Origin of the sequence: Streptomyces sp. NPDC048584 (genome assembly GCF_043199595.1) — a bacterium.
Lineage (GTDB): Bacteria > Actinomycetota > Actinomycetes > Streptomycetales > Streptomycetaceae > Streptomyces > Streptomyces edwardsiae.
The window spans coordinates 211670-236250 of record NZ_JBICWF010000012.1 but is presented as its reverse complement, the minus strand read 5'-3'; the positions used below and the strand labels follow the sequence as shown (position 1 = coordinate 236250).

22 protein-coding genes are annotated in these 24581 nt (G+C 72.1%); 15 read left to right on the top strand and 7 right to left on the bottom strand.

What is annotated here, in order from left to right:
• Positions 1 to 3 precede the first annotated feature (3 nt).
• Positions 4 to 1518 (top strand): Asp-tRNA(Asn)/Glu-tRNA(Gln) amidotransferase subunit GatB, encoded by a 1515-nt coding sequence (gene gatB / locus ACGFR9_RS25990; RefSeq protein WP_393212635.1) that lies wholly within the window; start codon positions 4 to 6, stop codon positions 1516 to 1518.
• Between the two features lie 56 nt (positions 1519 to 1574).
• Here the strand turns inward: gatB and ACGFR9_RS25985 are convergent, their stop codons facing one another.
• Positions 1575 to 2378: an SAM-dependent methyltransferase gene (locus ACGFR9_RS25985; protein WP_393212633.1), complete on the bottom strand. Its 804-nt coding sequence runs from the start codon at positions 2376 to 2378 to the stop codon at positions 1575 to 1577.
• Between the two features lie 187 nt (positions 2379 to 2565).
• On the opposite strand from ACGFR9_RS25985, the gene ACGFR9_RS25980 reads away from it, so the two are divergent.
• The 4 genes from ACGFR9_RS25980 to ACGFR9_RS25965 all read left to right on the top strand — a co-directional run bounded on the left by ACGFR9_RS25980 (position 2566) and on the right by ACGFR9_RS25965 (position 6453).
• Complete coding sequence (locus tag ACGFR9_RS25980) at positions 2566 to 2922, top strand: hypothetical protein (protein WP_393212631.1); 357 nt, start codon at positions 2566 to 2568, stop codon at positions 2920 to 2922.
• A gap of 168 nt (positions 2923 to 3090) precedes the next feature.
• Positions 3091 to 5337: an MMPL family transporter gene (locus tag ACGFR9_RS25975; RefSeq protein ID WP_393212629.1), complete on the top strand. Its 2247-nt coding sequence runs from the start codon at positions 3091 to 3093 to the stop codon at positions 5335 to 5337.
• Positions 5315 to 5872 (top strand): GNAT family N-acetyltransferase, encoded by a 558-nt coding sequence (locus ACGFR9_RS25970; RefSeq protein ID WP_393212627.1) that lies wholly within the window; start codon positions 5315 to 5317, stop codon positions 5870 to 5872. The genes ACGFR9_RS25975 and ACGFR9_RS25970 overlap by 23 nt, the downstream gene beginning before the upstream one ends.
• Before the next feature lie 35 nt (positions 5873 to 5907).
• Positions 5908 to 6453, top strand: coding sequence for a hypothetical protein (locus ACGFR9_RS25965; RefSeq protein ID WP_393212625.1), 546 nt, complete (start codon positions 5908 to 5910; stop codon positions 6451 to 6453).
• A gap of 50 nt (positions 6454 to 6503) precedes the next feature.
• Here the strand turns inward: ACGFR9_RS25965 and ACGFR9_RS25960 are convergent, their stop codons facing one another.
• Genes ACGFR9_RS25960 through ACGFR9_RS25945 form a run of 4 tightly spaced genes read right to left on the bottom strand, consistent with a single transcriptional unit; the run spans position 6504 to position 10746 of the window.
• Positions 6504 to 7460 carry a 5-dehydro-4-deoxyglucarate dehydratase gene (locus ACGFR9_RS25960; protein ID WP_393212685.1) on the bottom strand — a complete coding sequence of 319 codons (957 nt, stop codon included), beginning with the start codon at positions 7458 to 7460 and terminating at the stop codon, positions 6504 to 6506.
• Positions 7457 to 8440 (bottom strand): 2-hydroxyacid dehydrogenase, encoded by a 984-nt coding sequence (locus ACGFR9_RS25955; protein WP_393212623.1) that lies wholly within the window; start codon positions 8438 to 8440, stop codon positions 7457 to 7459. Before ACGFR9_RS25955 ends, ACGFR9_RS25960 begins: the two co-directional genes overlap by 4 nt.
• A 7-nt stretch (positions 8441 to 8447) precedes the next feature.
• A complete protein-coding gene (locus tag ACGFR9_RS25950; protein ID WP_393212621.1) occupies positions 8448 to 9722 on the bottom strand; it encodes a glucarate dehydratase family protein in 1275 nt (424 codons plus the stop codon).
• A 58-nt stretch (positions 9723 to 9780) separates the two neighbouring features.
• Positions 9781 to 10746 carry a 2-hydroxyacid dehydrogenase gene (locus tag ACGFR9_RS25945; RefSeq protein ID WP_393212619.1) on the bottom strand — a complete coding sequence of 322 codons (966 nt, stop codon included), beginning with the start codon at positions 10744 to 10746 and terminating at the stop codon, positions 9781 to 9783.
• A gap of 254 nt (positions 10747 to 11000) precedes the next feature.
• Between ACGFR9_RS25945 and ACGFR9_RS25940 the strand changes: the two genes are divergently transcribed.
• The 9 genes from ACGFR9_RS25940 (at position 11001) to ACGFR9_RS25900 (ending at position 21058) form a co-directional block, all read left to right on the top strand.
• Positions 11001 to 12593, top strand: coding sequence for an ABC transporter substrate-binding protein (locus tag ACGFR9_RS25940; protein WP_393212617.1), 1593 nt, complete (start codon positions 11001 to 11003; stop codon positions 12591 to 12593).
• Positions 12593 to 13522 (top strand): ABC transporter permease, encoded by a 930-nt coding sequence (locus tag ACGFR9_RS25935; RefSeq protein ID WP_393212615.1) that lies wholly within the window; start codon positions 12593 to 12595, stop codon positions 13520 to 13522. The genes ACGFR9_RS25940 and ACGFR9_RS25935 overlap by 1 nt, the downstream gene beginning before the upstream one ends.
• A 14-nt stretch (positions 13523 to 13536) precedes the next feature.
• Entirely contained in the window at positions 13537 to 14514 is a 978-nt protein-coding gene (locus ACGFR9_RS25930; RefSeq protein ID WP_393212613.1) for an ABC transporter permease, read from the top strand.
• Positions 14511 to 15506 carry an ABC transporter ATP-binding protein gene (locus ACGFR9_RS25925; RefSeq protein ID WP_393212611.1) on the top strand — a complete coding sequence of 332 codons (996 nt, stop codon included), beginning with the start codon at positions 14511 to 14513 and terminating at the stop codon, positions 15504 to 15506. Before ACGFR9_RS25930 ends, ACGFR9_RS25925 begins: the two co-directional genes overlap by 4 nt.
• Positions 15499 to 16542 carry an ABC transporter ATP-binding protein gene (locus tag ACGFR9_RS25920; RefSeq protein WP_393212609.1) on the top strand — a complete coding sequence of 348 codons (1044 nt, stop codon included), beginning with the start codon at positions 15499 to 15501 and terminating at the stop codon, positions 16540 to 16542. The genes ACGFR9_RS25925 and ACGFR9_RS25920 overlap by 8 nt, the downstream gene beginning before the upstream one ends.
• On the top strand, positions 16539 to 17261 hold the full coding sequence (locus ACGFR9_RS25915) for a TSUP family transporter (protein ID WP_393212607.1): 723 nt from the start codon (positions 16539 to 16541) through the stop codon (positions 17259 to 17261). The genes ACGFR9_RS25920 and ACGFR9_RS25915 overlap by 4 nt, the downstream gene beginning before the upstream one ends.
• A 104-nt stretch (positions 17262 to 17365) precedes the next feature.
• Positions 17366 to 17530 carry a hypothetical protein gene (locus tag ACGFR9_RS25910; protein WP_393212605.1) on the top strand — a complete coding sequence of 55 codons (165 nt, stop codon included), beginning with the start codon at positions 17366 to 17368 and terminating at the stop codon, positions 17528 to 17530.
• 245 nt (positions 17531 to 17775) lie between these two features.
• The gene (locus ACGFR9_RS25905; RefSeq protein ID WP_393212603.1) at positions 17776 to 20832 is read left to right on the top strand and encodes an AAA family ATPase; all 3057 of its coding nucleotides are present in this window, start codon (positions 17776 to 17778) and stop codon (positions 20830 to 20832) included.
• A 34-nt stretch (positions 20833 to 20866) separates the two neighbouring features.
• Positions 20867 to 21058: a DUF6191 domain-containing protein gene (locus ACGFR9_RS25900; protein WP_393212601.1), complete on the top strand. Its 192-nt coding sequence runs from the start codon at positions 20867 to 20869 to the stop codon at positions 21056 to 21058.
• A gap of 7 nt (positions 21059 to 21065) precedes the next feature.
• On the opposite strand, the gene ACGFR9_RS25895 is transcribed toward ACGFR9_RS25900, so the two are convergent.
• Both ACGFR9_RS25895 and ACGFR9_RS25890 read right to left on the bottom strand, forming a co-directional pair.
• Positions 21066 to 22235, bottom strand: coding sequence for a PQQ-dependent sugar dehydrogenase (locus tag ACGFR9_RS25895; protein ID WP_393212599.1), 1170 nt, complete (start codon positions 22233 to 22235; stop codon positions 21066 to 21068).
• Between the two features lie 135 nt (positions 22236 to 22370).
• Positions 22371 to 23369, bottom strand: coding sequence for an aldo/keto reductase (locus ACGFR9_RS25890; protein WP_393212597.1), 999 nt, complete (start codon positions 23367 to 23369; stop codon positions 22371 to 22373).
• 75 nt (positions 23370 to 23444) lie between these two features.
• Here ACGFR9_RS25890 and ACGFR9_RS25885 point away from each other — a divergent pair, with 75 nt between their 5' ends.
• Entirely contained in the window at positions 23445 to 24398 is a 954-nt protein-coding gene (locus tag ACGFR9_RS25885; RefSeq protein ID WP_393212595.1) for a 2-hydroxyacid dehydrogenase, read from the top strand.
• The last annotated feature ends 183 nt before the right edge of the window (positions 24399 to 24581 follow it).

Here is a 24581-nt window from a genome sequence, read left to right as displayed (position 1 = left end):
ACCGTGACCACCACGACTGACCTGGTGTCGTACGAGGACGCACTCGCGTCGTACGACCCCGTCATGGGCCTCGAGGTCCATGTCGAACTCGGCACCCGCACCAAGATGTTCTGCGGCTGTTCCACCGCGCTCGGTGCCGACCCGAACACCCAGACCTGCCCCGTCTGCCTCGGCATGCCCGGCGCGCTCCCGGTCGTCAACGCGATCGGCGTCGAGTCGGCGATCAGGATCGGTCTCGCGCTGAACTGCGAGATCGCCGAGTGGTGCCGCTTCGCCCGGAAGAACTACTTCTATCCGGACATGCCGAAGAACTTCCAGACCTCCCAGTACGACGAGCCGATCGCCTTCAACGGCTACCTCGACGTACAGCTGGAGGACGGCGAGACCTTCCGCGTGGAGATCGAGCGCGCCCACATGGAGGAGGACACCGGCAAGTCGACGCACGTCGGCGGTGCCACCGGCCGTATCCACGGCGCGTCCCACTCGCTGCTGGACTACAACCGGGCCGGCATCCCGCTCATCGAGATCGTCACCAAGCCGATCGAGGGAGCGGGCGAACGAGCCCCCGAGGTCGCGCGGGCCTACGTCCGTGAGCTGCGCGAGCTCATCAGGGCGCTCGGCGTGTCCGAGGCCCGCATGGAGATGGGCCAGATGCGCTGCGACGTGAACCTGTCGCTGCGCCCGCACGGCCGGGAGGAGTTCGGCACCCGCAGCGAGACCAAGAACGTCAACTCGCTGCGGTCCGTCGAGCGCGCCGCCCGCTTCGAGATCCAGCGGCACGCGGCCGTGCTGGACGCCGGCGGCACGATCATCCAGGAGACCCGGCACTTCCACGAGGACACGGGGTCCACGACCTCGGGCCGCGTGAAGGAGGAGGCCGAGGACTACCGGTACTTCCCGGAGCCCGACCTGGTGCCCGTGGCGCCCTCGCGCGAGTGGGTCGAGGAGATCCGTTCCGCCCTGCCCGAGCTGCCGCTGGTGCGCCGCAACCGGCTCCGCGAGGAGTGGGGGATCTCCGGCACCGACATGCAGTCCATCCTCAACGCCGGGGCGCTGGACCCGATCGTCGCCACGATCGACGCCGGTGCCGACGCGGCCTCCGCCCGCAAGTGGTGGATGGGCGAGCTGGCCCGCGCCGCCAACGAGTCCGGCACGGCGCTGGACGACCTGGCGATCACCCCGGAGCAGGTCGCGCGGATCGCCGAGCTGGTCGTCAAGGGCGATCTGAACGACAAGCTGGCCCGCCAGGTCATCGAGGGCGTCCTCGCCGGTGAGGGCACACCGGACGAGGTCGTCGACAAGCGCGGTCTGAAGGTCGTCTCCGACGAGGGTGCCCTGGGCACCGCCGTCGACGAGGCCATCGCCGGCAACCCGGGCATCGCGGACAAGATCCGCGGTGGCAAGGTCGCCGCCGCGGGCGCGCTGGTCGGCGCCGTCATGAAGGCCACGCGCGGACAGGCGGACGCCGCCCGCGTGAAGGAGCTGATCCTGGAGAAGCTCGGCGTCGCCGAGGGCTGATCGCAGAAAGCGGGGGAGGGGGCGCACCGGCTCGGTGCGCCCCCTCCTTCATGCGGTCAGGCGCGGCGGGCCACCACTCGTGTGAAGCCCAGCGTGCGGCCCCGGTCCGTGCGCAGCATCCGCGCGCTCTCCCGGCTCATCCGTACGTGGAACTCCTCCACGCTCTCCTCGGCGACCACGTCGCACCAGAGCAGCCACTCCCGCCAGCCGTCCTCCAGCCAGTCCGCCGTCTCCACCTCCACGGCGCCGCTGCGGGTCCAGTGGCGGCGCCACCAGGCGGGGCTGTGGAAGCACCAGAACGCCGGGTCCCAGTACGGCTTCATGTGCTCCGGCGGCTCGCTGCCCTCGATCTCCTCGGGCATCGAAGGGACGACGACTCCGATCCGCCCGCCGGGCTTCAGCAGCCGGGTCAGTGTCGGCAGGTAGAGGTCGTCGGTGCCGAAGTACTGGTACGCGTCGATCGAGACGATCGCGTCGAAGCTCTCCTGTCCGAAGGGCAGGTCGTGGGCCTCGGCGTGGACCGGGAACACCCGGTCGCCGACGCCCGCCTCGGCGATACGGCGCGCGTTGTCGTCCGGCTCGATCCACAGGTCGGCCGCGGTGACCTGGACGTCGTACTCCCGGGCCAGGAAGACCGAGGTCATGGCGCGGCCGCAGCCCAGGTCGAGCACGCGCGCGCCGGGGCGCAGGGTGTCGAGGCCGAGGGCCGGGGCGAGCCACTCCAGCAGCCACAGCGCGTGCGGGCCCATCCCGTTCTCGATGGTCCAGCGGGCGTCGTAGGCGCTGCTGCGGGGGTACCGGGGCAGGGTGAGGCGGCTAGTGAGGTCGTCGTGCGGGGTGTTCGATGTGATGTCCGACATCGGTGAACGGGCTCCTTGGGGCCGTGATGAGGATGAGGGTCTCGTCGGAGATCGGGCGGACAAGCATCAAAGCACCTGCTTCGGCCGGCGGCGGACTGCCGTGGGAGGTCGGACCGACGGACGCTAGCAGCCGGCCCCGCACCCCCGCATCCGGGTTTCCGGTGGTGGGGCGCTACGCTCGCGCCACATGAGTGGACGCGCCGATTCCGACGATCCGCCCCTGGACGAGCGGGTGGATGCCGACGCCGCCGCAGCAGCCGCCGACGCCGACGAGGGCGAAGACGCCGACGACGTCGAGCACGATGTGCGGCGGGCCCGGTGGACCGCTCTCGGGGCCGGCAGCGTGCTCGCCCTCGCCGGTGCGGCCGCCGCCGTACTGCGTCTCGCCGGCTCCGCGCCGGTCCTCGTCCCCGTCGCGTACGCCTGTGGCGCCGCCGTCTGTGCCCTCGCCGCGGTGCTGGGCTCCCGGGGCCGTACCCGCAGAGCCCTGTGGCTGCTGATCGCGGGGCTCATGACCATGGCGCTGGGGGACCAGTTCGACTGAGCGGAACCGCTGGTCGAGGCGGTGTGAAGAACGCCACGAAAGCGACAAACGATCAGACATGCCTGCAACAGTGTCAGTGCCTTGCTCATGCGTTCTTTGCGGGCTGTTCGGTCACCCTCGACTGTTCCCGGTCAAAGATCCACACCGAGTCACTACGGGAGCACATTCGTGGCAGCCCTCGCTCGCTGGTGTGTCCAACGCCGTCCCTTCACCGTTCTGCTCTGGCTTCTGGCGCTCATCGGGATATCCGCCGGCGCGTTCCTCGCCGGCTCCGCCTACTCGAACGACTACAAGGTGCCCGGCACCGAGTCGGGGCGGGCCACCGAGCTGCTGAAGGAGGGCTTCCCGGATCTCGGCGGCGACAGCGACAACGTGGTCTGGCACACCACGTCCGGCAGCGTCCGGGACAGCGGCGTCGAGCAGAGCATGACCCGCACCCTGGACCGAATCGAGGAGCTGCCCGGCGTCGCCGTGGTCAGCGGCCCGTACGACGATCACGGCGCCGGCCGGGTCAGCGCGGACGGCCTCACCGCCTACGCCACGGTCACCTTCGACGCCCAGTCCAAGGACATCGACGCGGACCAGGCCGCCGAGGTGGTGAAGACGGCCAAGGCCGCCGAGACCGACGGACTCGAGGTCGAGCTGAGCGGCAGCGCCGTCGAGCTCAGCGAGTCCGCCGGCGGACACACGGCCGAGATCGTCGGTGTGCTGGTCGCCGCCGTCGTCCTGTTCCTCGCCTTCGGCTCGTTCGCCGCGTCCCTGTTGCCCATCGCCACCGCCCTGGTCGGCGTCGGCACGGCCTACGCCGGTATTGTGCTGCTCGGACACGTCATGACCGTCGCCGACTTCGCGCCCATGCTCGGCATGCTGATCGGGCTCGGCGTCGGCATCGACTACGCCCTGTTCATCGTGACCCGGCACCGGCGCGGACTGAAACGCGGCCTGAGCGTCACCGAGGCCGCCGTCAACGCCGTCGCCACCACCGGACGGGCGGTCGTCTTCGCGGGCGCCACCGTCTGCATCGCCCTGCTGGGCATGCTCATCCTGCGGCTGAACTTCCTCAACGGCGTCGCCGTCGCCGCCTCGCTCACCGTCGTCCTGACCGTCGCCGCCTCCGTCACGCTGCTGCCCGCCCTGCTGTCGTTCATCGGCATGCGCGCGCTCAGCCGCCGGGAGCGGCGCCGACTGGTCGAGCACGGACCGGAGCCGGAGCTGCCGACCGGGCTCGCCGCCCGCTGGTCGGCGTTCGTCGAACGCCACCCCAAGCTGCTCGGCGCCGTCGCGGTCGTCGTCATGGCCGTCCTCGCGCTGCCCACCCTCTCCCTCCACCTCGGCACCTCCGACCAGGGCAACGACCCCAAGGGGTCCACCACACGCCAGGCCTACGACCTCCTCGCCGACGGCTTCGGCCCCGGGGTGAACGGCCCCCTCACCCTGGTCACCCACGTCGACGGAGCCGGGGACCGGCTCGCCCTGGACAACCTCGACGCCACCCTGCGCGGCACCGAGGGCGTCGCGTCGGTGTCGCCCGCGACCTACGGCGCCGGGGGCGACACCGCGTACCTCACCGTCGTACCGGAGTCGTCGCCGCAGTCGAAGCAGACCAGTGACCTCGTCGACCGGCTGCGTGACGACGTACTGCCGCGGGCGGAGTCGGGCACCTCGCTCGATGTGCACGTCGGCGGCGTCACGGCGGGATACGACGACTTCGCCGACGTCATCGTGCAGAAGCTGCCGCTGTTCGTCGGTGTGGTGATCGGGCTGGGCTGTCTGCTGCTCCTGCTGGCCTTCCGCTCCATCGGCATACCGCTCAAGGCCGCCGCGATGAACGTGGCCGCCGTCGCCGCCGCCTTCGGTGTCGTCGTCGCGATCTTCCAGTGGGGCTGGGGCAGCGAACTGCTCGGCCTCGGCAGCGCGGGCCCCATCGAACCCTTCCTGCCCGTGATCATGGTGTCGGTCCTCTTCGGGCTCTCCATGGACTACCAGGTCTTCCTGGTCAGCCGGATGTACGAGGAATGGCTCGAGACCGGCGACAACCGGCGGTCCGTCCGGGTCGGCCTCGCGGAGACCGGCCGGGTGATCAACTCGGCCGCCGTGATCATGATCTCGGTCTTCCTCGCCTTCGTCCTCAGCGGCGACCGTGTGATCGCCATGTTCGGCATCGCGCTCGCCGCTGCCGTCGCCCTCGACGCCTTCGTCCTGCGCACCCTGCTCGTGCCCGCGTTGATGCACCTCCTCGGCAGAGCCAACTGGTGGCTGCCGGGCTGGCTGGACCGGATCCTGCCCCGGATCAGCATCGAGCCGCCCGAGGCCCGTGCCGCCCATGAGAGGCTGGCCGCCGCCACGGACGCCGGCGTGGCGGACGTGCTGGCCGAAGAGGAGCAGCAGCGGGATGTACGCGATACGACTGGGTGACGACGGAGCGGAACTGCGCCCGCTGGAGCCCTGGCACGCGGAGGAGTACCTGGCCCATCTGGACCGGGGCCGGGAGTTCATCAACCAGTACGTCCCCTTCGGATCCCGGGCCACGGACGTGGCCGGTGCCCGGGAGGTGCTCCAGCGGTACGCCGACTGGCGCGCCGCGGACACGGCCTCGCTGCACGGGATCTGGCTGGACGGCACGCTCCTCGGCGGGGTGCTCACCCTGAACTTCGACGCCGCGGGCGGAAACTGCGAGGTCGGCTGCTGGCTGGAGCCCGCCGCCACCGGGCGCGGGCTCATCACCCGCGCGATGCGGATCCTCATCGACTGGGCGATCGAGCAGCGCGGCATCCACCGGGTCGAATGGGTCGCGGCGGCCGGGAACGTGAAGAGCATCGCCGTCGCCCGCCGGCTCGGCATGACCCGGGACGGGGTGCGCCGGGAGGCCCAGCTCCATCACGGCGTACGCCATGACCTGGAGGTGTGGTCGGTGCTGGCCCCGGAGTGGCGCGCGCACGACGATCATTAAGCGGACTCTCAGACGACGTCCGTACGGTGCCGGGCATGGGAACCAAGACAGTGGACGAAGCCGGAACCGAGCACGACGAGACAGCGGTGGACGTCACCGGGACCGAGGCAGGGGCCGAGCCCGATACGACGCCGGACGCCGCACAGGACGGTCCCGACGACTCCGGGACCGAGGAGGAGACCCCTTCCGGTGTCGGGCAGGGTGCCGCCGCCGTGGTCTCCGTCGCCCTCGGCCTCGTCTCGCTCACCGGGAGCTGGGTCGGCACCGTGGCCGCCGCCCGCGAGACCCTCGTCGGCCAGCTGGAGACGGCCGCCGACGCCGGTGTCGCCACCCAGGTCAAGGAGGTGTACGGCGACGCCTGGCAGACCAGCGCCCTGTGGGGCGGCCTGTTCGCGCTGACCGCGCTGATCGCCGGCGTGGTGGTGCTGGCGCGGCCCGCCTTCGGGACGCCCGGCCGGACGGTCCAGGCGCCCTGGATCAGGTCGGTCGCCTGGGCGGGGGTGTCGCTCGGCGTCGTCGGGCTGCTGCTGGCGGTCCTCAAATACACCGACGTACTGCTGGGACTGCCGGCCACCGGCTGATCCGCACCCGCGTGAGGGGGGTCCCGCCCGGGACCCCCCTCACGCGTGCGTCAGGAGGCCAGTACCGCGCGTGCCTCCGCGAGGATGGCCGCCAGCTCCTCGGTCTCCGGCGCGGTGAGCGGCGTCAGCGGCGGGCGGACCGGTCCGGCGTCCAGGCCCTCCAGGGTGACCCCGGCCTTCACCAGCGACACCGCGTACCCGGGAACCCGCTTGCGCAGCCGGACCAGGGGGTGGAAGAAGGTGCGCTGCAGCGCGTCGATCCGCTTCTGGTCGCCCGCCTGCACCGCGCGGTGGAAGGCGAGGGAGACGTCGGGCGCGAACGCGAAGGCGGCCGACGAGTACAGCTCCACCCCGAGCGCCCGGTAGGCGGGCTGGCTCGCCTCGGCGGTGGGCATGCCGTTGAAGAACTGGAACTCCTTGCCGGTCCCGTCGAGCGCCTCGTTCACGGCGGGGATGATCCGCGCGAGGAGGTCGAGGTCGCCGGTGCCGTCCTTGAAGCCGACGACCGTGGGCAGCTGGGCGATCGCCGCCGCGGAGCGCTCGTCGAAGCGCGCGTTCGCCCGGTTGTAGACGATCAGCGGCAGCCCGGTCTCGCCGGCCACCTCACGCGTGTAGGCGACGAGGCCCTCGGCGGTGGACTCGACCAGGTAGGGCGGCATCAGCAGCAGACCGTCCGCACCCGCCTCCGCGGCCGCCCGCGCCAGCCGGCGGGCCTGGCCGAGCGCGCCGCCGGCCCCCGCGAACACCGGGACGCGCCCGCCCACCGCCTCCACGGCGGTACGGACGACCGCGCCGTACTCCTCGTGGTCCAGGGCGTGGAACTCGCCGGTGCCGCAGGCGACGAACACTCCGCCCGGGCCGGCGTCGACCCGGCCCGCGATGTGCCGGCGCAGGGCGTCGAGGTCGACGTCACCGGACTCGGTGAACGGGGTGACGGGGAAGAAGAGAACGCCTTCGAGCATGGGTGCTTTCCTACTCTGGGTGAGGGACGGGAGGAGTGTCGTCAGTGGTCGGGGAAGGGAGCGCGCACCACGTGGGTGAGGGCGTCCCCCCGCTCCAGCCGGTCGATGTTCGCGGCGATCTCTCTCGCGCGAGCGGCGAAGGTGTCGGCCGTGTGGCCCGAGTGGTGCGGGGTCATCAGTACGTTGGGCAGGTCCCGGAAGGGCAGCCGGCTCGGCGCGTCGGGCGGTCCCGCCCACCACACGTCCAGCGCGGCGCCCGCGATCGTGCCGGAACTCAGCGCCTCGTACAGGGCCTCCTCCTGGACGACCGGTCCGCGGGCGACGTTGACCAGCAGCGCCTTCGGCCCCATGGCCTTCAGTTCGGCGGGGCCGATCAGTCCGCGGGTGGCGGGGGTGAGCGGGACGGTGACCACGACGATGTCGGAGTTCGCGAGGAGGTCCGGGAGCTGTTCGTCGCCGCCGATCCAGTCGGGCCGCAGATCAGTGGGGCAAGGGGCGGTGGGGTCGCGTCGTACGGCACGGACGCGCAGGCCCACGGCCTGGCACAGCCGGGCGACCTCGGTGCCGGTCTCGCCGAAGCCGACGATGCCGACCCGGCGGCCCTCCAGGGTGGCCCCGAACGGCAGCGCGGGGTCGACCGCCACGTTGCGCCACCGCCCGGCGCGCAGGGCACGGTCGGCGCCCAGGACGTCGCGGGAGAGCATCAGGACCGACATCAGCACATGCTCGGCGATGGAACGGCCGTGGTGGTGGGTGGTGGCGACCGTCACCCCGGGGTGGAGCGCGTCCAGCGGGATGCCGTCGTAGCCGGCGCCCACGACGTGGACCAGCCGCAGGCGCTTCGCGCGCCGGGCGTCCTCGGGGGTCAGCTTCGAGCCGACATAGACGTCGATGTCACCGACGGCCTCGGAGAGTTGTGCGGCGTCCAGGTCGAAGGCCTCCAGCCATGCGTGGTCGCCCCGGGTGGACGCCTTGAGCCGGTCGTGGAAACGGCCGAGGATGCGGTGGTTCAGCATGACGCGCATCGGGCGCTCACCACCTGGGGGTCTCGGTCGGGAAGGACGGTTCGAAACGGCGCATGTAGCCGGTGTCGTCGCGGTCGCGCAGTCCGCAGTCGAGGTACTGCCGGTGCAGTCGCGCCAGGGCGTCCCGGTCCAGTTCCACACCGAGACCCGGAGCCGTCGGTACGGCGAGCCGGCCCTCGCCGAACCGCAGCGGCGCGGGATCGACGACGTCCTCGTCGGGCCTCTTCCAGGGCCAGTGCGTGTCACAGGCGTAGGTGAGCCGCGGGGTCGCGGCGGCCAGATGGGTCATGGCCGCGAGGCTGACGCCGAGATGCGAGTTGGAGTGCATCGACAGACCCAGGCCGAAGGTCTCGCAGATCGCGGCGAGCTGTCCGCAGCGCCGCAGTCCGCCCCAGAAGTGATGGTCGGACAGGACGATGCCCACCGCGCCCTCGGACACCGCCGGGGCGAGGTCGTCGAAGGAGACGACGCACATATTGGTCGCCAGCGGGGTCGAGGTGGAGCGGGCCACGGCGGCCATGCCCCCGATGCCCTCGGTCGGGTCCTCCAGATACTGCAGGACGCCGTCCAGCTCCCGGGCGACGCGCAGTGACGTCTCCGTACTCCATGCCGCGTTCGGGTCGAGGCGCAGGGGGAGTTCGGGGAACGCCTTGCGCAGCGCCCTGATCGCGGCGATCTCCTCGTCGGGAGGGAAGACACCGCCCTTGAGCTTGATGGAGGTGAAGCCATAGGTGCCGATCATGCGGCGGGCCTGTTCGACCAGCCCCGCCGGGTCCAGGGCGGGGCCCCAGTCGTCGTCCTCCTGGCCGGGATGGCCGGCCCACTTGTAGAAGAGGTACGCGCTGTACGGCACCGAGTCGCGCACCGCCCCGCCCAGCAGATCACTGACCGGGCGGCCGACCAGCTTGCCCTGGATGTCCAGGCAGGCCACGTCGAACGGGGACATCACCCGGTCCACGGTGCTGCTGCCCGTGACCATGCCGGACATGCCGTCGCCGCCGCCGGTGTCGCCGCCGAGGGCGCGGGAGGTGCGGGCGATCAGGTCGTTGAGGCTCCAGACATCCATGCCGGTCAGGGCGTCGGCGGCCCGCCGCAGCCGTTCCAGATGCACCGTGCCGCCGTACGTCTCGCCGAGGCCGCTGACACCCGACTCGGTGGTGATCTCCACGATGGTGCGCAGCGCGTAGGGCTCGTGCACCCCGACCGTGTTCAGCAGCGGGTAGTCCCGGAAGGCCACGGGGGTCACGGTGACGGCGGCGATCCGCTCTGAGGTCCGAACCATGAATGCCATCCTCATATGTAGTCGGCGTTCTCATTTGTAGACAGCCGGGTGGGGGATGTCAATGGGCGGACCCCGGGACGGGGGTGAGCAGCACCCCCTCGGTGAGGAACCGTTCCACATTGCGCAGCGCCAGATCGCCCATGGCCGCGCGGGTCTCCCGGGTGGCACTGGCGATGTGCGGGAGCAGGACCACCCGGTCCGATTCCAGGAGCGCCGACGGCACGTTCGGCTCGTCGGCGAAGACGTCGAGCGCCGCTCCGGCGATCCGCCCCTCCCTGACGGCTGTGACCAGCGCGAATTCGTCCACCACACTGCCGCGCGCGACGTTCACCAGATGGCCCTCGGGGCCGAGGGCGTCCAGCACCGCCGCGTCCACCAGACCCTCCGTGCCCGCGCCTCCCGCGACGGTGACGACCAGTGCGTCGCACGCCCCGGCCAGCTCCCGCACGGTCGGCAGACGGCGGTACGCGACACCGGGCACCGGCGTGCGCGAGCAGTACGACACCTCCACACCGAACCCCTCGAGCCGGCGCGCCACCGCCCGGCCGATCCGGCCCAGTCCGAGGATGCCGACCCGCTTCCCGCTCACCCGCGTGGCCAGCGGAAACGCCGTGGTGCTCCACTCGCCGGCCCGTACGAAACGGTCGGCCGCCGACAGCCGGCGCATGACGTCGATCAGCGCGCCGACCGCAAGGTCCGCCACGCAGTCGGTGAGCACGTCCGGGGTGTTGCTCACATCGATGCCGCGTGCCCGGGCGCGGGCCACGTCCGTGGTCTCGTAACCGACGCCGAAGTGCACGATCGCGCCCAGTCGCGGCAGCGCGTCCATCAGTTCGTCGCCGACCCCGAAGCGCGCGCTGGTCACGGCGGCGACCACGTCCCCGCCCTGCTCGCGCAGGAAGCGTCCCGGGTCGGACAGTTCGTGCAGCCGCACCGTGCGATGGCGTTCGGCGAGGGCCCGCTCCAGGTCGGGGAGGAGCGGGGACACCTGCAGCACGGTGGGGGTGGTGCGGGGACTGGCCATGGTGTTCTCCTGTTCTTCGGCGCATACCGGAATGTGGCGCTCCGCCCGCTGCCGGGAGCTCGGGGGGGCGTCGGCGAGGTGTCCGGTCGGGCAGGGCCGTACGGATCCGTTCCTGCGCATGTCTTGACGCTGCCACGGTGCCGGTTTAGCTTCGGCGTTCACAGATGCGGACCGAGTACGCAAGTGTAGACAGCCTCTCGCAGTCGACGTACGTGGAACGCGACACACCAGCACCTACCGGAGACAGGCCGACGATGAAGTTCTCCGTTTCCTCCACCCCGCCCACCGGGCGACGGCGGTACCGCGCGACCACGGCGACGCTCCTGGCGGGCACGGTGCTGCTGGCCAGTGGCTGCGCCGTGGCGGGCAGCGCCGCCGGTGACGCCGGCCGCGCCGACGGCCGCACCCTGCGCGTGGTGCTCACCCAGGAACCACCGACCCTGGAACCCTGCGAGGCCTCGCTGACCGGCACCGGCGTCGTCGTCCGGTCCAACATCACCGAGCCCCTCGTCGAACGCGACCCCGACTCCGGCGAACTGGACCCCCTGCTCGCCACCGGCTGGAAACAGCGCGACGACCGCACCTGGACCTTCGACATACGCGAGGGGGTCACCTTCCAGAACGGCGAGCCCTTCACCGCCGAGGACGCCGCCTTCTCCATCGACCGGGCGGTCAACTCCGACCTCGCCTGCAACGTCGAGGGCTATGTCTTCGGCGACGAGGACCTGAAGGTGACGGCGGAGGGCGACACCCGGCTGACCGTAACCACCGAGCAGCCCGACCCGATCCTGCCGCTGCGCCTGAGCTTCGTGGAGATCGTGCCGCGCACCACGAACGCCGACGCCAAGGTCCGTGTCCCGGTCGGCACCGGCCCCTACGCCGTCGCCTCCTGGCAGCCCGGAGCGGCCATCAACCTCAGCCGCTACGACGGCTACTGGGGCGACGCCCCCGACTTCCCCCGCGCCCGCTACGTCTGGCGCAGCGACGCCAGCGTCCGCGCCGCCATGATCGACAAGGGGGAGGCGGAGATCGCCGTGGCGCTCGACCCCGTCGAGGCCGAGAAGGACACCACGGTCGCGTTCCCCAACAACGAGACCACCGCGCTGCGGCTGGACGGCCGCGAGGCCCCGCTCGACGACATCCGCGTACGCCGCGCCGTCGACCTGGCCGTGGACCGGGACGGCATCATCGACGCTCTGCTCGGCGGACTCGCCGAACCGGCCGGACAACTGGTCCCGCCCGGAGTGGTCGGACACGACGAGGAGATCGAACCGACCCCGCAGAACGTGAAGGAGGCCAAGGCCCTGATCGACGAGGCCGAAGCCGACGGCGTACCCGTCGACCGGCAGATCACCCTCGTCGCCCGCAACGGCATGTTCGCCGGGGTGTCCGAGACGGCCGAGGCACTCCAGTACCAGATGCAGCGGATCGGACTGAACGTCAAGGTCCGGATGGCGGACACCGCCACCCAGCTCCAGTACCAGCTCCGGCCGCTGCCCGAGGACGTCGGGCCCATCGCCCTGCTGATCATGCACGGCAACCAGGCCGGTGACGCGGCCTTCACCACGAGCCAGTACCTGCTGAGCGACGGCCCCCAGTCCACCTTCGGCACCGAGGAGCTCGACCGGCGCATCGCCGACGCCGGCGCGCTCTCCGGCGACCAGCGGCAGAAGGCCTTCGCCGACCTGCTCGCGGACCAGAACAGGTCGGTCGTGCAGTACGCCCACCTGGCCCATATGAGCGGACTGCTCGGCCTGTCACCGTCCATCCGGTACGAGCCGAACTCCGCCACCGGCGACGAGATGCGGCTGGCAGAGGTCAGCCCGGCGAAGGCGGGACAGCACTGATGATCATCTTTCTGCGCAAACGCATCCTCTCCAGCGCCGTCCCCCTGGTGTGCGTGGTCCTGGGCGTGTTCTTCCTGGCCCGGATGACCGGCAACCCGGTCGACCTCTACCTCCCGCTCAGCGCCACCGCCGAACAGCGCGCCGAGTTCTCCGCCGCCCAGGGCTTCGACCTCTCCCTCCCGGCCCAGCTGTGGAACTACCTCGTCGACGCCGCCCACCTGAACTTCGGCACCTCGCTGCGGACCGGGCAGTCCGCCACCGAGATGGTGCTCGACGCCTTCCCCGTCACCCTCCAGCTCGCCGGCGTCACCATGCTCCTGGCGATCAGCGGGGCCGTACTGATCGGCAGCCTCGCCGCCTACCGGCCCAACTCCCTGATGGACCGCGTCGCCAGCCTGCTGTCGATGACGGCCGCCAGCATCCCCGACTTCTGGTTCGCCGTCATGGGCGTCCTCGTCTTCGGCGTCAGCCTCGACCTGCTGCCCACCTCCGGCACCCTCGGCGGACCCGAGGTCTGGGTCCTGCCCGTCGCGACCCTGCTGATCCGCCCCTTCGGCGTGCTCGTCCAGGTGGTGCGCGGCAGCATGGTCGCCGCGCTCTCCGCGCCCTACGTCAAGATCGCCCGAGCCAAGGGCGCCACACCCCGCCGGGTCATCTTCGGCCACGCCCTGCGCAACGCCGTGACCCCCGTCCTCACCGTCGCCGGTGACCTGACCGTGGGCCTGGTCAACGGTGCCGTCATCGTGGAGACGATCTTCGGCTGGCCCGGCATCGGCAAGCTCATGATCGACTCCATCCTCCAGCGCGACTTCGCGGTCCTCCAGGCGGCCGTCCTGATGACCGCCGTAACGATCTTCGCGCTGAACATCCTCGTCGACGTCTGCCATGCGCTGACCGACCCCCGAGTGCGTCAGGCGGTGCCGGCGTGAGCGAAGGAAGCATCATGACCACGGAAGAGCTCCCCGCCGCGGACGGGCGCGAGGACAGCCCGCAGACCGCCCCCGCCCGCAAGGGCCCGCCCCGCTGGTGGCTGCTGCTCGGCCGGGACCGCGCCGCCGCCGTCGCGGCCGTCGTCCTGAGCCTGGTCGTCCTGGTCGCCCTCTTCGGCCGGCTGTTCATCGGCGACCACGCCCAGCGTCAGGACCTCGACGCCTCCCTGCGCGCCCCCTCCCTGGACGACGGCTTCTACGGACTGCTCGGTACCGACGTCCTCGGACGCAGCGTGCTGGCCCGGCTCATCGACGCGGCGGCGACGACCCTGTCCGTGGCCGTCCCCGCGGTCCTCTGCTCCCTGGTGATCGGCTCGGCGATCGGCCTGTGGGCCGGCTACCACGGGGGCCGCCGGGAAAGCGTCGCCATGCGCGTCGCCGACATCATCCTCAGCTTCCCCTCCCTGCTCATCGCCGTCGTCGTGCTGTACGTCCTCTCGCCCTCAGCGCTCAACATCGTGCTGATCCTCGCCGTGGCCCGTATCCCGGTGTATCTGCGCACCTCCCGCGCGGAGGCGGCCGAGCTGAGAAGCCGTCTGTTCGTCGACGCGGCCCGCACCTTCGGCACCCCGAGCCGGCACATCATCCAGCGGCACATCCTGCCGATCGCCCTGCCCACCCTGCTGACCGTCGCCACCCTCGACTTCTGCTTCGTGATGCTCACCGAGTCCTCGCTGAGCTTCCTCGGCATCGGCATCCAGCCGCCGGACGTCAGCTGGGGCCTGATGGTCGCCCAGGGCCGGCAGTACCTCCAGACCGCCTGGTGGATCACCGTGCTCCCCGGGCTGGCCATCGTCCTCACCACCGTGTCCGCCACGGTCCTCGCCGCCTGGGCCCGCATCGCCACCGACCCCGCCCAGCGCTGGCGGCTGACGCTGCCCCGCAAGCGCCGCGGTGCCTCCGCCGCCGTACCCCCGGAGATGATCCCGTGACGACCACATCCGCCACCGACCCCGCCCTCGACGTCGAAGGGCTCTGCGTCGACCTGAGCACCGCCTCCGGGACCGTGCGCGCCGTGGACGGCGTCAGCTTCAGCGTCCGCCGCGGCCGCACCCTGGCCCTCCTCGGCGAGTCCGGCTGCGGCAAGTCGATGACCGCGCTGTCGGTTGTGGGACTGCTCGACCCCGCCGCCGAGGTGACCGGGGGCGCCGTACGGGTCAGGGGCGAGGACACCCTGCGGCTGAGCGCGGCCGAGCGCCGCAAACTCGCCGGACCCGTGCTGTCGATCGTCTTCCAGGACGCCCTGACCGCCCTCAACCCGGTGCAGCCGGTGGGCCGGCAGATCGGCGAACCCTTCCGCATCCACCGCGGACTCTCCCGGCGCGAGGCGCGGGAGAAGGCCATCGAGCTGATGACCCGCGTCGGCATCCCCGAGCCGAGGCAGCGGGCCAAGTCGTACCCGCACCAGTTCTCCGGCGGCATGCGCCAGCGGCTGCTGATCGCGATGGCCGTCGCCCTCGACCCCGACGTCCTCATCGCCGACGAACCCACCACCGCCCTCGACGTCACCGTGCAGGCCCAGATCATGCGGCTGCTGCGGGACCTCCAGGACGAACGGGACATGGCCGTCGTACTGATCACCCACGACCTCGCCGTGGTCGCCCAGCGCGCCGACGACGTCGCCGTCATGTACGCCGGAACGGTCGTCGAGCAGGGCACCGTGCGCGAGGTGTTCTCCGCGCCCCGCCACCCCTACACCCGCGGACTGCTCGACTCCGTCCCCGAGGACGCCGAACGCGGACAGCCGCTGCCCGCCGTCCCCGGCAGCCCGCCCGAACTGAGCGCCGTGCCGTCCGGCTGTGTCTTCCAGGCCCGCTGCCCGCTGGTGCGCGAGCGCTGTGTGACGGAGCGGCCGGTGCTGCGCGCCACCGGCGACGCACGGTCTGCCGCCTGTCACTTCTCCGAGGAGCTCGCCCGTGACTGAGTCCCGCACCGCCACCGCGACCCCCGGGGCCCCGGCCGGGGAGAACCCGCCGCTGCTGGAAGTCAGCGGCGTCACCAAGTCCTTCGGCGGCGGACGCCGCCGGCTGACCGCCCTGGACGGCGTCGACGTACGACTCGGCCGGGGCGAGACCCTCGGACTCGTCGGCGAGTCCGGCTGCGGCAAGTCCACCCTCGCCCGGGTCCTGCTCGGCCTGGAACGCCCCGACGCGGGCACGGTCCGCTACGACGGTGTCGACCCGTTCGCCCTGCGCGGCAAGGAGCTGCTCAACTGGCGGCGCCGCGTCCAGATGGTCTTCCAGGACCCCTTCGCCTCCCTCAACGCCCGTATGTCGGCCGCCGATCTGATCAGCGAGCCCTGGCGCACCCACCCGGACGTCGTCCCCGACGCCAAGGCCCGCGAGAAGCGGATCCGCGAACTGCTGTCCCTGGTCGGACTGCGGGACGGCGACGCCCACCGCTACCCCAACGAGTTCTCCGGCGGACAGCGCCAGCGCATCGGCATCGCCCGCGCGCTCGCCCTCGACCCCGACCTCATCGTCTGCGACGAACCCGTCTCCGCCCTCGACCTGTCCGTGCAGGCCCAGGTCCTCAACGTGCTCTCCGAACTCCAGTCCCGGCTCGGCGTCGCCTACGTCTTCATCTCCCACGACCTGTCCGTGGTGCGGTACATCGCCGACCGCGTGACCGTGATGTACCTCGGCAAGGTCATCGAACACGGCGAGACCGAGGACGTCTTCGACCGGCCGCAGCACCCCTACACCGCCGCGCTGATGTCGGCCGCGCCGGTCCTTGACGCCTCCCGCGCCGCCCACGACCAGGAGATCCAGCTCAAGGGCGAGATCCCCTCACCCTTCGACATCCCCTCCGGCTGCCGTTTCCGCACCCGCTGCTGGCGCGCGGAGGACAAGTGCGCCACCGAGGCACCCCCGCTCGTCGTCCGCCCGTCCGAGGGAGCGGGCGACGACCACACCGCCCTGTGCCACTTCCCCCTGGAGGCCCGGTCTGCGTGGGCATGACCGGCACGGAGTTCGCCCTGCTCTCCCTCACGGTGGGCGTCGGCGCGGTGCTCCAGGTGTCCGTCGGCTTCGGCCTCGGCATGATCGCCGCGCCGGTGTTCTCCCTGGTCGACCCCACCCTGGCCCCGCCCGTCGTCCTGCTGCTCGCCGCCGGCGTCACGGCGGCGGTCCTGGTGCGTGAACGCGGCTCGGCGGATCTGCGCGGCTGCGGCTGGGCCCTCGTCGGACGGGTCCCGGGCGCGGCCGCGGGAGCCCTGCTCGTGGTGACGCTGCCGGCGAAGTACCTCGCACTGCTCATCGCCGCCGTGGTGCTCACCGGCGTCGCGGTGAGCGCGGCCGGATACGTGCCCCGCGTGCGGCGCTCCTCGGTGTTCCTCGCCGGGATGGCGTCCGGGGTGATGGGCACCGCCACCTCCATCGGGGGCCCGCCGATGGCGATGGTGTGGCAGCGGCTCAGCGGTCCCCGGCTGCGGGCCACGATGAGCGCGTTCTTCCTGGCGGGCTCACTGATGAGCCTGGTCGCGCTGTCGGCGGCCGGCGCGGTCGGGGCGCACACCCTGCACCGCACGGCGCTGCTCGCACCGGCGGCCGTCGCGGGCGTGCTCCTCGCCGGCCCGCTGACCCGCCGGCTCGACGCCCGCCACACGCGTACGGCGGCCATGGCACTCGCGGTCGCCGGCGCGGCGGGCCTGGTCGCCCAGCAACTAAGCACCGTCTAAGGCCCCGCCGCGCCCACAAGATACGGCACCCTCCCGATGTGCCGACCCCACCTTGGAGACGAAGGTGAAGACACCGACCACCGCCTCCTCCAAGGAACCCCACGATGTTCGAGTACGCCCTCCACCGCCTCCACCACGAAGACCTCCTCCGCCGGGCGGCCGACGAACGCCAGGCCCGGGAGGCCCTGCGCCACCGCCGCCGAGCCGCCGTCCGAACCCCCGAGCCGGAAAGCCATCCCCGCCACCACTGGTTCACCCGAGCCGCATAACCCCTCCCGGGTTCCGGGTCCCGGGTCCCGCGTCCCCGCGGGCAATCGTGCCGCAGGGCGGCACGGGTGGGCGCGACGGCACCCCGCAGACGCCGGGCTGCGTACCCCGCCCCCACACCGGCCACCCATAAGCACCGGGCCGCGCAACACCCCGGGCCCAGCCCCCACCGGGCACCCCGCACGCACCGGTCCGCAGGACCACTCCCCGAAAGAAAACCGGTGACCCGATATCGGAGCGGCATGCCATGCTCAACCACGTGGAGTCCAAGTCCCTCAGCCCCGTCTTCGTAGGCCGCCGCCCCGAACTCGACACCCTCGACACCGCCCTCACCCGGGCCACCACCGACCCCCAGGCCCTCCTCATCGGCGGCGAGGCCGGCATCGGCAAAACCCGCCTCGTCGAGGAGTTCGCCACCACCGCCCGCCGCCGAGGCGCGATCGTCGCCCTCGGCGGCTGCGTGGAGATCGGCGCCGACGGACTCCCCTTCGCCCCCTTCTCCACCGCCCTGCGCCAACTCCGCCGCGAACTGCCCGGGCAACTCGCCGCCGCCGCCGACGGACAGGAGGAGGAACTCGCCCGCCTCCTCCCCGAACTCGGCACCACCGCCGCCGCCCGAGAGGCCCGCCGGGACGAACAGGGCATGGCCCGCCTCTTCGAACTCACCGCCCGCCTCCTCGAACGCGTCACCGCCGAACACACCGTCGTCCTCGCCCTGGAGGACCTCCACTGGGCCGACGCCTCCACCCGCCACCTCCTCTCCTATCTCTTCCGCACCCTGCGCACCGGCCGCCTCGTCGTCCTCGCCACCTACCGCTCCGACGACATCCACCGCCGCCACCCCCTGCGCCCCCTCCTCGCCGAACTCGACCGCCTCCGCACGGTCCAGCGCATCGAACTCGGCCGCCTCAACCGCGAGGAGGTCGCCCGGCAGGTCGCCGGCATCATCGCCCGCGAACCCGAACCCGGCCGCGTCGACGACATCTTCGAACGCTCCGACGGCAACGCCTTCTTCGTCGAGGAACTCGCCGTCGCCGCCGACGAGGGCTGCCGCACCGGACTCACCGACTCCCTGCGCGACCTCCTCCTCGTCAGGGTCGAAGGCCTGCCGGAGAGCGCCCAGCGGGTCGCCAGGATCGTCGCCGAGGGCGGCTCCACCGTCGAGGACCGGCTGCTCGCCGCCGTCTCCGGGCTCGGCGAGGACGACCTCATCGAGGCCCTGCGCGCCGCCGTCAACGCCAGCATCCTCGCCCCCGCCCCCGACCGGGACGGCTACCGCTTCCGCCACTCCCTGGTCCGCGAAGCCGTCAGCGACGACCTGCTGCCCGGCGAACGCTCCCGCCTCAACCGCCGCTACGCCGAGGCCCTGGAGGCCGACCCCGCCCTCGTCCCCGCCGACGAGCACGTCACCCGCCTGGCCAGCTACTGGTACCACGCCCACGACGCGGCCAAGGCCCTCCCCACCGTCCTCGACGCCTCCGTCGAGGCCCGCCGGCGCCACGCCTACTCCGAGCAACTCGGCCTGCTGGAACGGGCCATGGAACTCTGGGACGCCGTCCCCGACGCCGTACGGGCCACCCTGCGCCCCCTCGACTACGCCGAGGCCTACCCTCCCTGCGGCTGCGACCCCGAGACGACCCCGCTGCGCTATCTCGACCTGATGGCCGAAGCCGCCGTCGCCGGCCGCCTCTGCGGGGAACGCGAACGCTCCCTGAAGATCACCAAACGGGCGCTGCGCCTCCTCGAGGAGGACCCGGACCCCCTGCGCGCCGCCTGGTTCTGGGTACAGCGCTCCCGGATCACCCAGTCCCTCGCCCGCGGTGACGGCTGGGCCGAACTCGGCACCGCACAGGACCTGGTCCGCGGACTGCCCCCGTCCGAGGTGCACGCCGAGGTCCTCGCCTCCGCCGCCAGCTGGTCCATGCTGCACGAACCCGGCCCGGACGCCATGGCCGCCGCCGAACGCGCCGTCGAGTACGCCCGCATGGTCGGCGCCCACGACATCGAACTCAACGCCCGGCTCACCCTCGGCAGCCTCGTCGTCGACGCCGGCGACATCGACACCGGGCTCACCGGGATGTACGAGGTCAAGGACGGGGCGACCGAACTGGGCGTGGACATGGTGCTGGCCCGCGCCTATGTGAACCTCCCGTCCGTCCTCGAAGGCGTCGGCCGCTCCGAGGAGGCCGCGGGGCTCCTCCAGGAAGGCGTCCACGTCACCCGCAGGCTCGGTCTGCTGGACTCCGAGGGCTGGGTGTGGGGCAACCTCGCCGAGTCCCTCCACTCCCTCGGCCGCTGGGACGAGGCGGCGCGGGCCGCGGCCAGCGCGCACCGGCTGGGACAGAGCGCCAAACCGCGCGCCGGCGGTTCCGTGCGGCTGGCGCACCTCGCGTACGACCGGGGGGACATGGACGAGGCGGCCCGCCGGCTCGCCGACGCCCGCACCTTCTTCGGCACCCACGACCCGATGCCGCAGTACGCCCTCCCCATGACATGGGTCGCCCTCGGCATAGCCGCGGCCGAGGACCGGCTTCCCGACGCCCGTGCCGAACTGCTCACCACCCTCGACAACGGACTCCCGCCCGGAACCCAGCGCTACGGCTGGCCCCTCCTGCTCGCCGCCACGACCGCCGAGGCCGACGCGCACGGCGCCCCCGCGACCGAACCCGGCCGTCCGGAGATCCTGGAACGCATCCGCAAGGCCGCCAAGACGCTGGCGACCGGCGTGCCCGTATGGCAGGCGTACGACGCATGGCTGCGCGCCGAACTGCTGCGGGCCGAGGGCAGGACCGACCCGGACGCCTGGTCCGCCGCCGTCGCGGCCTTCGAGCCACTGGAGCGGCCCTTCGACCTCGCACGTGTCCGGTTCCGGCTCGCCGGGGCACTGCTCGCCTCCGGCACCGGCGACGACGAACGTGCCCGCGCCACCGAACTGCTGCGGCTGGTGACCGCCGTCGCCGGCCATCTCGGCGCCGCACCGCTGGCCCGCTCCGCCACGCTGCTGGCGCAGCGCGCCCGCCTCGCACTGGCGCCCGCCCGCCGCGATCCGGCCTCCGCCGACCCGGCCGAGTCGCTCGGCCTCACCAGCCGGGAGCGCGACGTCCTGCGCCTGGTGGCCGCCGGCCACACCAACCGCCGTATCGCCGAGGAACTGTTCATCTCCCCGAAGACGGCCAGCGTCCACGTCTCCAACATCCTCGCCAAACTGGGCGTCTCCGGCCGGGGGGAGGCGGCGGCCGTCGCGCACCGGCTCGGCCTGTTCCCGACGACGCGGACGCGTGAACGGCACGGCGCGGGACACTAGCCGTACGACCCATTCGTCCCGGGGAAGGGAAGCGATGTTCAACGCCTTCGAGGAACTGTTCGCACCCGGCCGTAAACACACCCGGGACGAGCAGAAACGTTTGGAGCTGACCCGGGAGGACGTCGGCGACACCGACCCCGGACGCGGGCCGATAGACCTCGCGTCCGGAAAGGTCACCGTGCGCCCGCCGGCCACCCCCGAGGAGGAACCCGGCGAAGAGACCTGAGCGCCGACTAGCTCACCTCCAGCTCGAGGATGCGGTCGTCGTCCTCCTTCGGGTCGCCGCGCCCGTCCGTGTTGCTGGTGACCAGCCAGAGCTTGTTCTTGCCCGCCGGGGCCACCGTGCGCAGCCGGCCGTACTCCTCCTCCAGGAAGGCCTGCGGGTCCGCCGACGCCTCGGTGCCCTTGAGAGGTATGCGCCACAGCCGCTCGCCGCCCAGGCCCGCCATCCAGATGGAGCCCTCGGCGTAGGCGATACCGCTGGGGGACGCCTCGTCCGTGGTCCACTGGTCGACCGGGTTGTGGAAGTTGCCGTCGTCCGACTCGCCCTCCGCCTCCGGCCAGCCGTAGTTGTCGCCCGGCTTGATCGCGTTCAGCTCGTCCCAGGTGTCCTGGCCGAACTCCGAGGCGAACAGCCGCTGTTTGCCGTCCCAGGCCAGCCCCTGCACATTGCGGTGGCCGTACGAGTACACCGGGGAGTCCGGGAACGGGTTGCCCGGGGCCGGCTCGCCCTCCGGGGTCAGCCGCAGGATCTTGCCGCCCAGGGACTCCTTGTCCTGGGACAGGCCCGTGTCACCGCTCTCGCCCGTGCCCGCGTACAGCATCCTGTCCGGGCCGAACGCGATCCGGCCGCCGTTGTGGATCACCCCCTTGGGGATGCCGCGGAACACCGTGTCCGGCGCTCCCAGCTGCTCGCCGGCCGGCTTCTCCTCGTCGTAGATCATGCGGACGATGCGGTTGTCGGAGGCCGAGGTGAAGTAGGCGTAGACCATGTGGTCCGACGCGTACTCGGGAGAGAGGGCGATACCGAGCAGGCCGCCCTCGCCCGACGGCGAGACCCCGGGCACCTCGCCCAGCTCGGTCTTCTCGCCGGTCTTCCCGTCGACCCGGGTGATCGTCGCCTCGTCCCGCGAGGACACCAGCAGGTCGCCGTCGGCCAGCGGGGCCAGGCCCCAGGGGGTGCTCAGGCCCGTGGCGACCGTACGCGCCACCTTCACCGAGCCCTTCGCGGGTGGTGTCTCCTCCTGGGAACCCTCCGGGGACGACGAGCCGGCCGCCGTCTCGGTGGGTGTGGCAGTGGCGCTGCCGTCCTCGCCCGGCGGTCCCCCGTCGCCGGAGGAGCAGCCGGCGGTCAGCAGGAGCGCGGCGGCGGCCAGTACGGCCGACACGGCTCGTCGTTGCACGATCTCGTCCCTTCGACGCGGCGGTTCTACCTGTCATACACCGCTCGCGCCTCCCAGGTTCCCGATCCCACAACCTCGAACCACGGGGCCACCGTCCGCGAGTCCGCGCTCAGTCCCACGACACCTGTGCCGCGCTCAGTCCCACGACCCCTGTGCCGCGGGCAGTTCCGCGATCTCCGCGACGTCGCGTCCGGTCAGCCGCAGACCCGCCGCCGCCGCGTTCTCCGTGACCCATCGCTCCTGCTTGGCGCCGGGGACCGGGATCACCTGGCGGCCCCGGCCCAGGACCCAGGCCAACGCCACCTGGGCCGGGGTGACGTGGTCGCCGTGGCGGCGGGCGACGCGGCGCAGGCCGACCACGAGGGGCTGGTTCGCGGCCATCATCTCCGCCGTGAAGCGCGGGTGCCGGGCGCGTGGATCGTCCGCCTCGAACCCCACACCCGGCGTCAGCGTCCCGGTCAGGAAGCCGTTGCCCAGCGGCATCGCCGCGAGGAACCCGACCCCCCGCGACTCGCACCACGGCAGCAGCGTCTCCAGCGCCTCCGGCGACCACACCGACAGCTCCGCCTCCACCGCGCTCACCGGGAAGACCTGCTGCACCCGCTCCAGCTGCCGCACCGTCGCGTCGTGCAGCCGCGCCCCCGGCCGCCGGGACGCGCGCGCCCCCACCGCGCACAGCCCCAACGCCCGTACCTTCCCCGCCCGTACGAGCTCCGCCATCGCGCCCCAGGTCTCCTCCACCGGAACCTCGGGGTCGGCGCGGTGCAGCTGGTACAGGTCGATGACATCGGTCCCCAGCCGGCGCAGCGACGCGTCGCAGGCCCTTCTCACGTACCCGGGGCGGCCGTTGGCCACGATGTGCTGGTCACCCACCAGCAGACCGACCTTCGTGGACACGAACGCGTCGGAGCGCCGCTCCTTCAACACCCGTCCGAGCAGCAGCTCGTTGGTGAACGGGCCGTACATGTCGGCGGTGTCGAGAAGTGTCGCGCCCAGGTCCAGCGCCCGGTGCACGGCCCTGAGCGACTCCTCGCCACGCTGCCGTGACGTGCTGTACGCCCAGCTCATCGGCATGCACCCGAGTCCGACGGCCCCGACCGCGAGCGCCCCCGCGCCGATCGTCCTGCGCTCCACCTGCTCGTGACCCTCCCTCTCCGGCCCCCCAACCTAACCTCTGCCGTTCCGCACATCTGAACTAGCCTCCAGACCATGACCACTGCTGACGTATGGCTTCCCATCCCGCCGGACGAGATCGAGGGTCTTCCCGAGGGGCCGCGCTACCGCCACTGGGACGGGGCCGACGAGTTCCCCGCCGACCCGGCCGACTGCGGCTTCTACGTCGTGCCCTACATGAAGCCCCCGGGCGTCGGCATCCGCCCGCTGCCGCTGATGCGCTCCGTCCGCGTCGTACAGACCCTGTCGGCCGGCACCGACCATGTGGAGCCCGGCCTGAAGGACCTGCCCGCGGGCGTCCGGCTGTGCAACGCGCGCGGAGTGCACGAGGCCAGCACCGCCGAACTCACCCTCGCGCTGATCCTCGCCTCCCTGCGCGGCATCCCCGACTTCGTGCGGGCACAGGACAAGGGCGAGTGGCACGGTGGGTTCCGGCCCGCGCTCGCCGACAGGAACGTGCTCATCGTGGGGTACGGCTCGATCGGCGCCGCCATCGAGGACCGGCTCGTTCCGTTCGAGCTCGCGCGGGTGGCGCGCGTCGCGCGCTCCGCACGCACCACGGAGCGCGGGCCGGTGCACCCGCTCACCGAACTGCCCGCCCTGCTCCCGGAGGCGGACGTCGTCGTCCTGTCCACCCCGCTGACCGAGACCACCCGGCACCTCGTGGACGCCGGTTTCCTCGCCCGTATGAAGGACGGCGCCCTGCTGGTCAACGTGGCCCGCGGCGGGGTCGTCGACACCAAGGCGCTGCTCACCGAGGTGGAGAGCGGCCGCATCACCGCGGCCCTCGACGTCACCGATCCCGAACCCCTGCCCTCGGAGCATCCGCTGTGGCGGGCGCCGGGCGTCCTCGTCACCCCGCACGTCGGCGGCCCGACCTCCGCCTTCCGCCCGCGCGCCGAGCGGTTGCTGGTCAATCAGTTGCGCCGTTACCTGAACCAGGAGGAGCCGGGGAACGTGGTCCTGGTGACGGGAGCGGAAGCCCGGTAATCCGCTTCGGGTACCGTCCGCGTTTCTTCGGGCGCGGTGGGTACTCATATATCCAGTGATCGTTACGGAGCGTAGAGAACCTATGTCCCTGAGTGACGATCCTGGTGTATCGTCCCGACAGGGGCTGCGCCGCCGACCAACGGCGCAGGGGCAGGAACACTGCGGACAGTGAGGGGGGCGACG

Excerpts from the sequence above, each read along its gene's own strand:
- ACGFR9_RS25915 (WP_393212607.1), top strand. The coding sequence starts at position 16,539 with ATGACCGGCACGGAGTTCGCCCTGCTCTCCCTCACGGTGGGCGTCGGC.
- ACGFR9_RS25945 (WP_393212619.1), bottom strand. The coding sequence starts at position 10,746 with ATGGCCAGTCCCCGCACCACCCCCACCGTGCTGCAGGTGTCCCCGCTC.
- ACGFR9_RS25910 (WP_393212605.1), top strand. The coding sequence starts at position 17,366 with ATGTTCGAGTACGCCCTCCACCGCCTCCACCACGAAGACCTCCTCCGC.
- ACGFR9_RS25930 (WP_393212613.1), top strand. The coding sequence starts at position 13,537 with ATGACCACGGAAGAGCTCCCCGCCGCGGACGGGCGCGAGGACAGCCCG.
- ACGFR9_RS25955 (WP_393212623.1), bottom strand. The coding sequence starts at position 8,440 with ATGCGCGTCATGCTGAACCACCGCATCCTCGGCCGTTTCCACGACCGG.
- ACGFR9_RS25980 (WP_393212631.1), top strand. The coding sequence starts at position 2,566 with ATGAGTGGACGCGCCGATTCCGACGATCCGCCCCTGGACGAGCGGGTG.
- ACGFR9_RS25900 (WP_393212601.1), top strand. The coding sequence starts at position 20,867 with ATGTTCAACGCCTTCGAGGAACTGTTCGCACCCGGCCGTAAACACACC.
- ACGFR9_RS25935 (WP_393212615.1), top strand. The coding sequence starts at position 12,593 with ATGATCATCTTTCTGCGCAAACGCATCCTCTCCAGCGCCGTCCCCCTG.
- ACGFR9_RS25985 (WP_393212633.1), bottom strand. The coding sequence starts at position 2,378 with ATGTCGGACATCACATCGAACACCCCGCACGACGACCTCACTAGCCGC.
- ACGFR9_RS25885 (WP_393212595.1), top strand. The coding sequence starts at position 23,445 with ATGACCACTGCTGACGTATGGCTTCCCATCCCGCCGGACGAGATCGAG.
- ACGFR9_RS25950 (WP_393212621.1), bottom strand. The coding sequence starts at position 9,722 with ATGGTTCGGACCTCAGAGCGGATCGCCGCCGTCACCGTGACCCCCGTG.
- ACGFR9_RS25965 (WP_393212625.1), top strand. The coding sequence starts at position 5,908 with ATGGGAACCAAGACAGTGGACGAAGCCGGAACCGAGCACGACGAGACA.
- ACGFR9_RS25905 (WP_393212603.1), top strand. The coding sequence starts at position 17,776 with ATGCTCAACCACGTGGAGTCCAAGTCCCTCAGCCCCGTCTTCGTAGGC.
- ACGFR9_RS25970 (WP_393212627.1), top strand. The coding sequence starts at position 5,315 with ATGTACGCGATACGACTGGGTGACGACGGAGCGGAACTGCGCCCGCTG.
- ACGFR9_RS25940 (WP_393212617.1), top strand. The coding sequence starts at position 11,001 with ATGAAGTTCTCCGTTTCCTCCACCCCGCCCACCGGGCGACGGCGGTAC.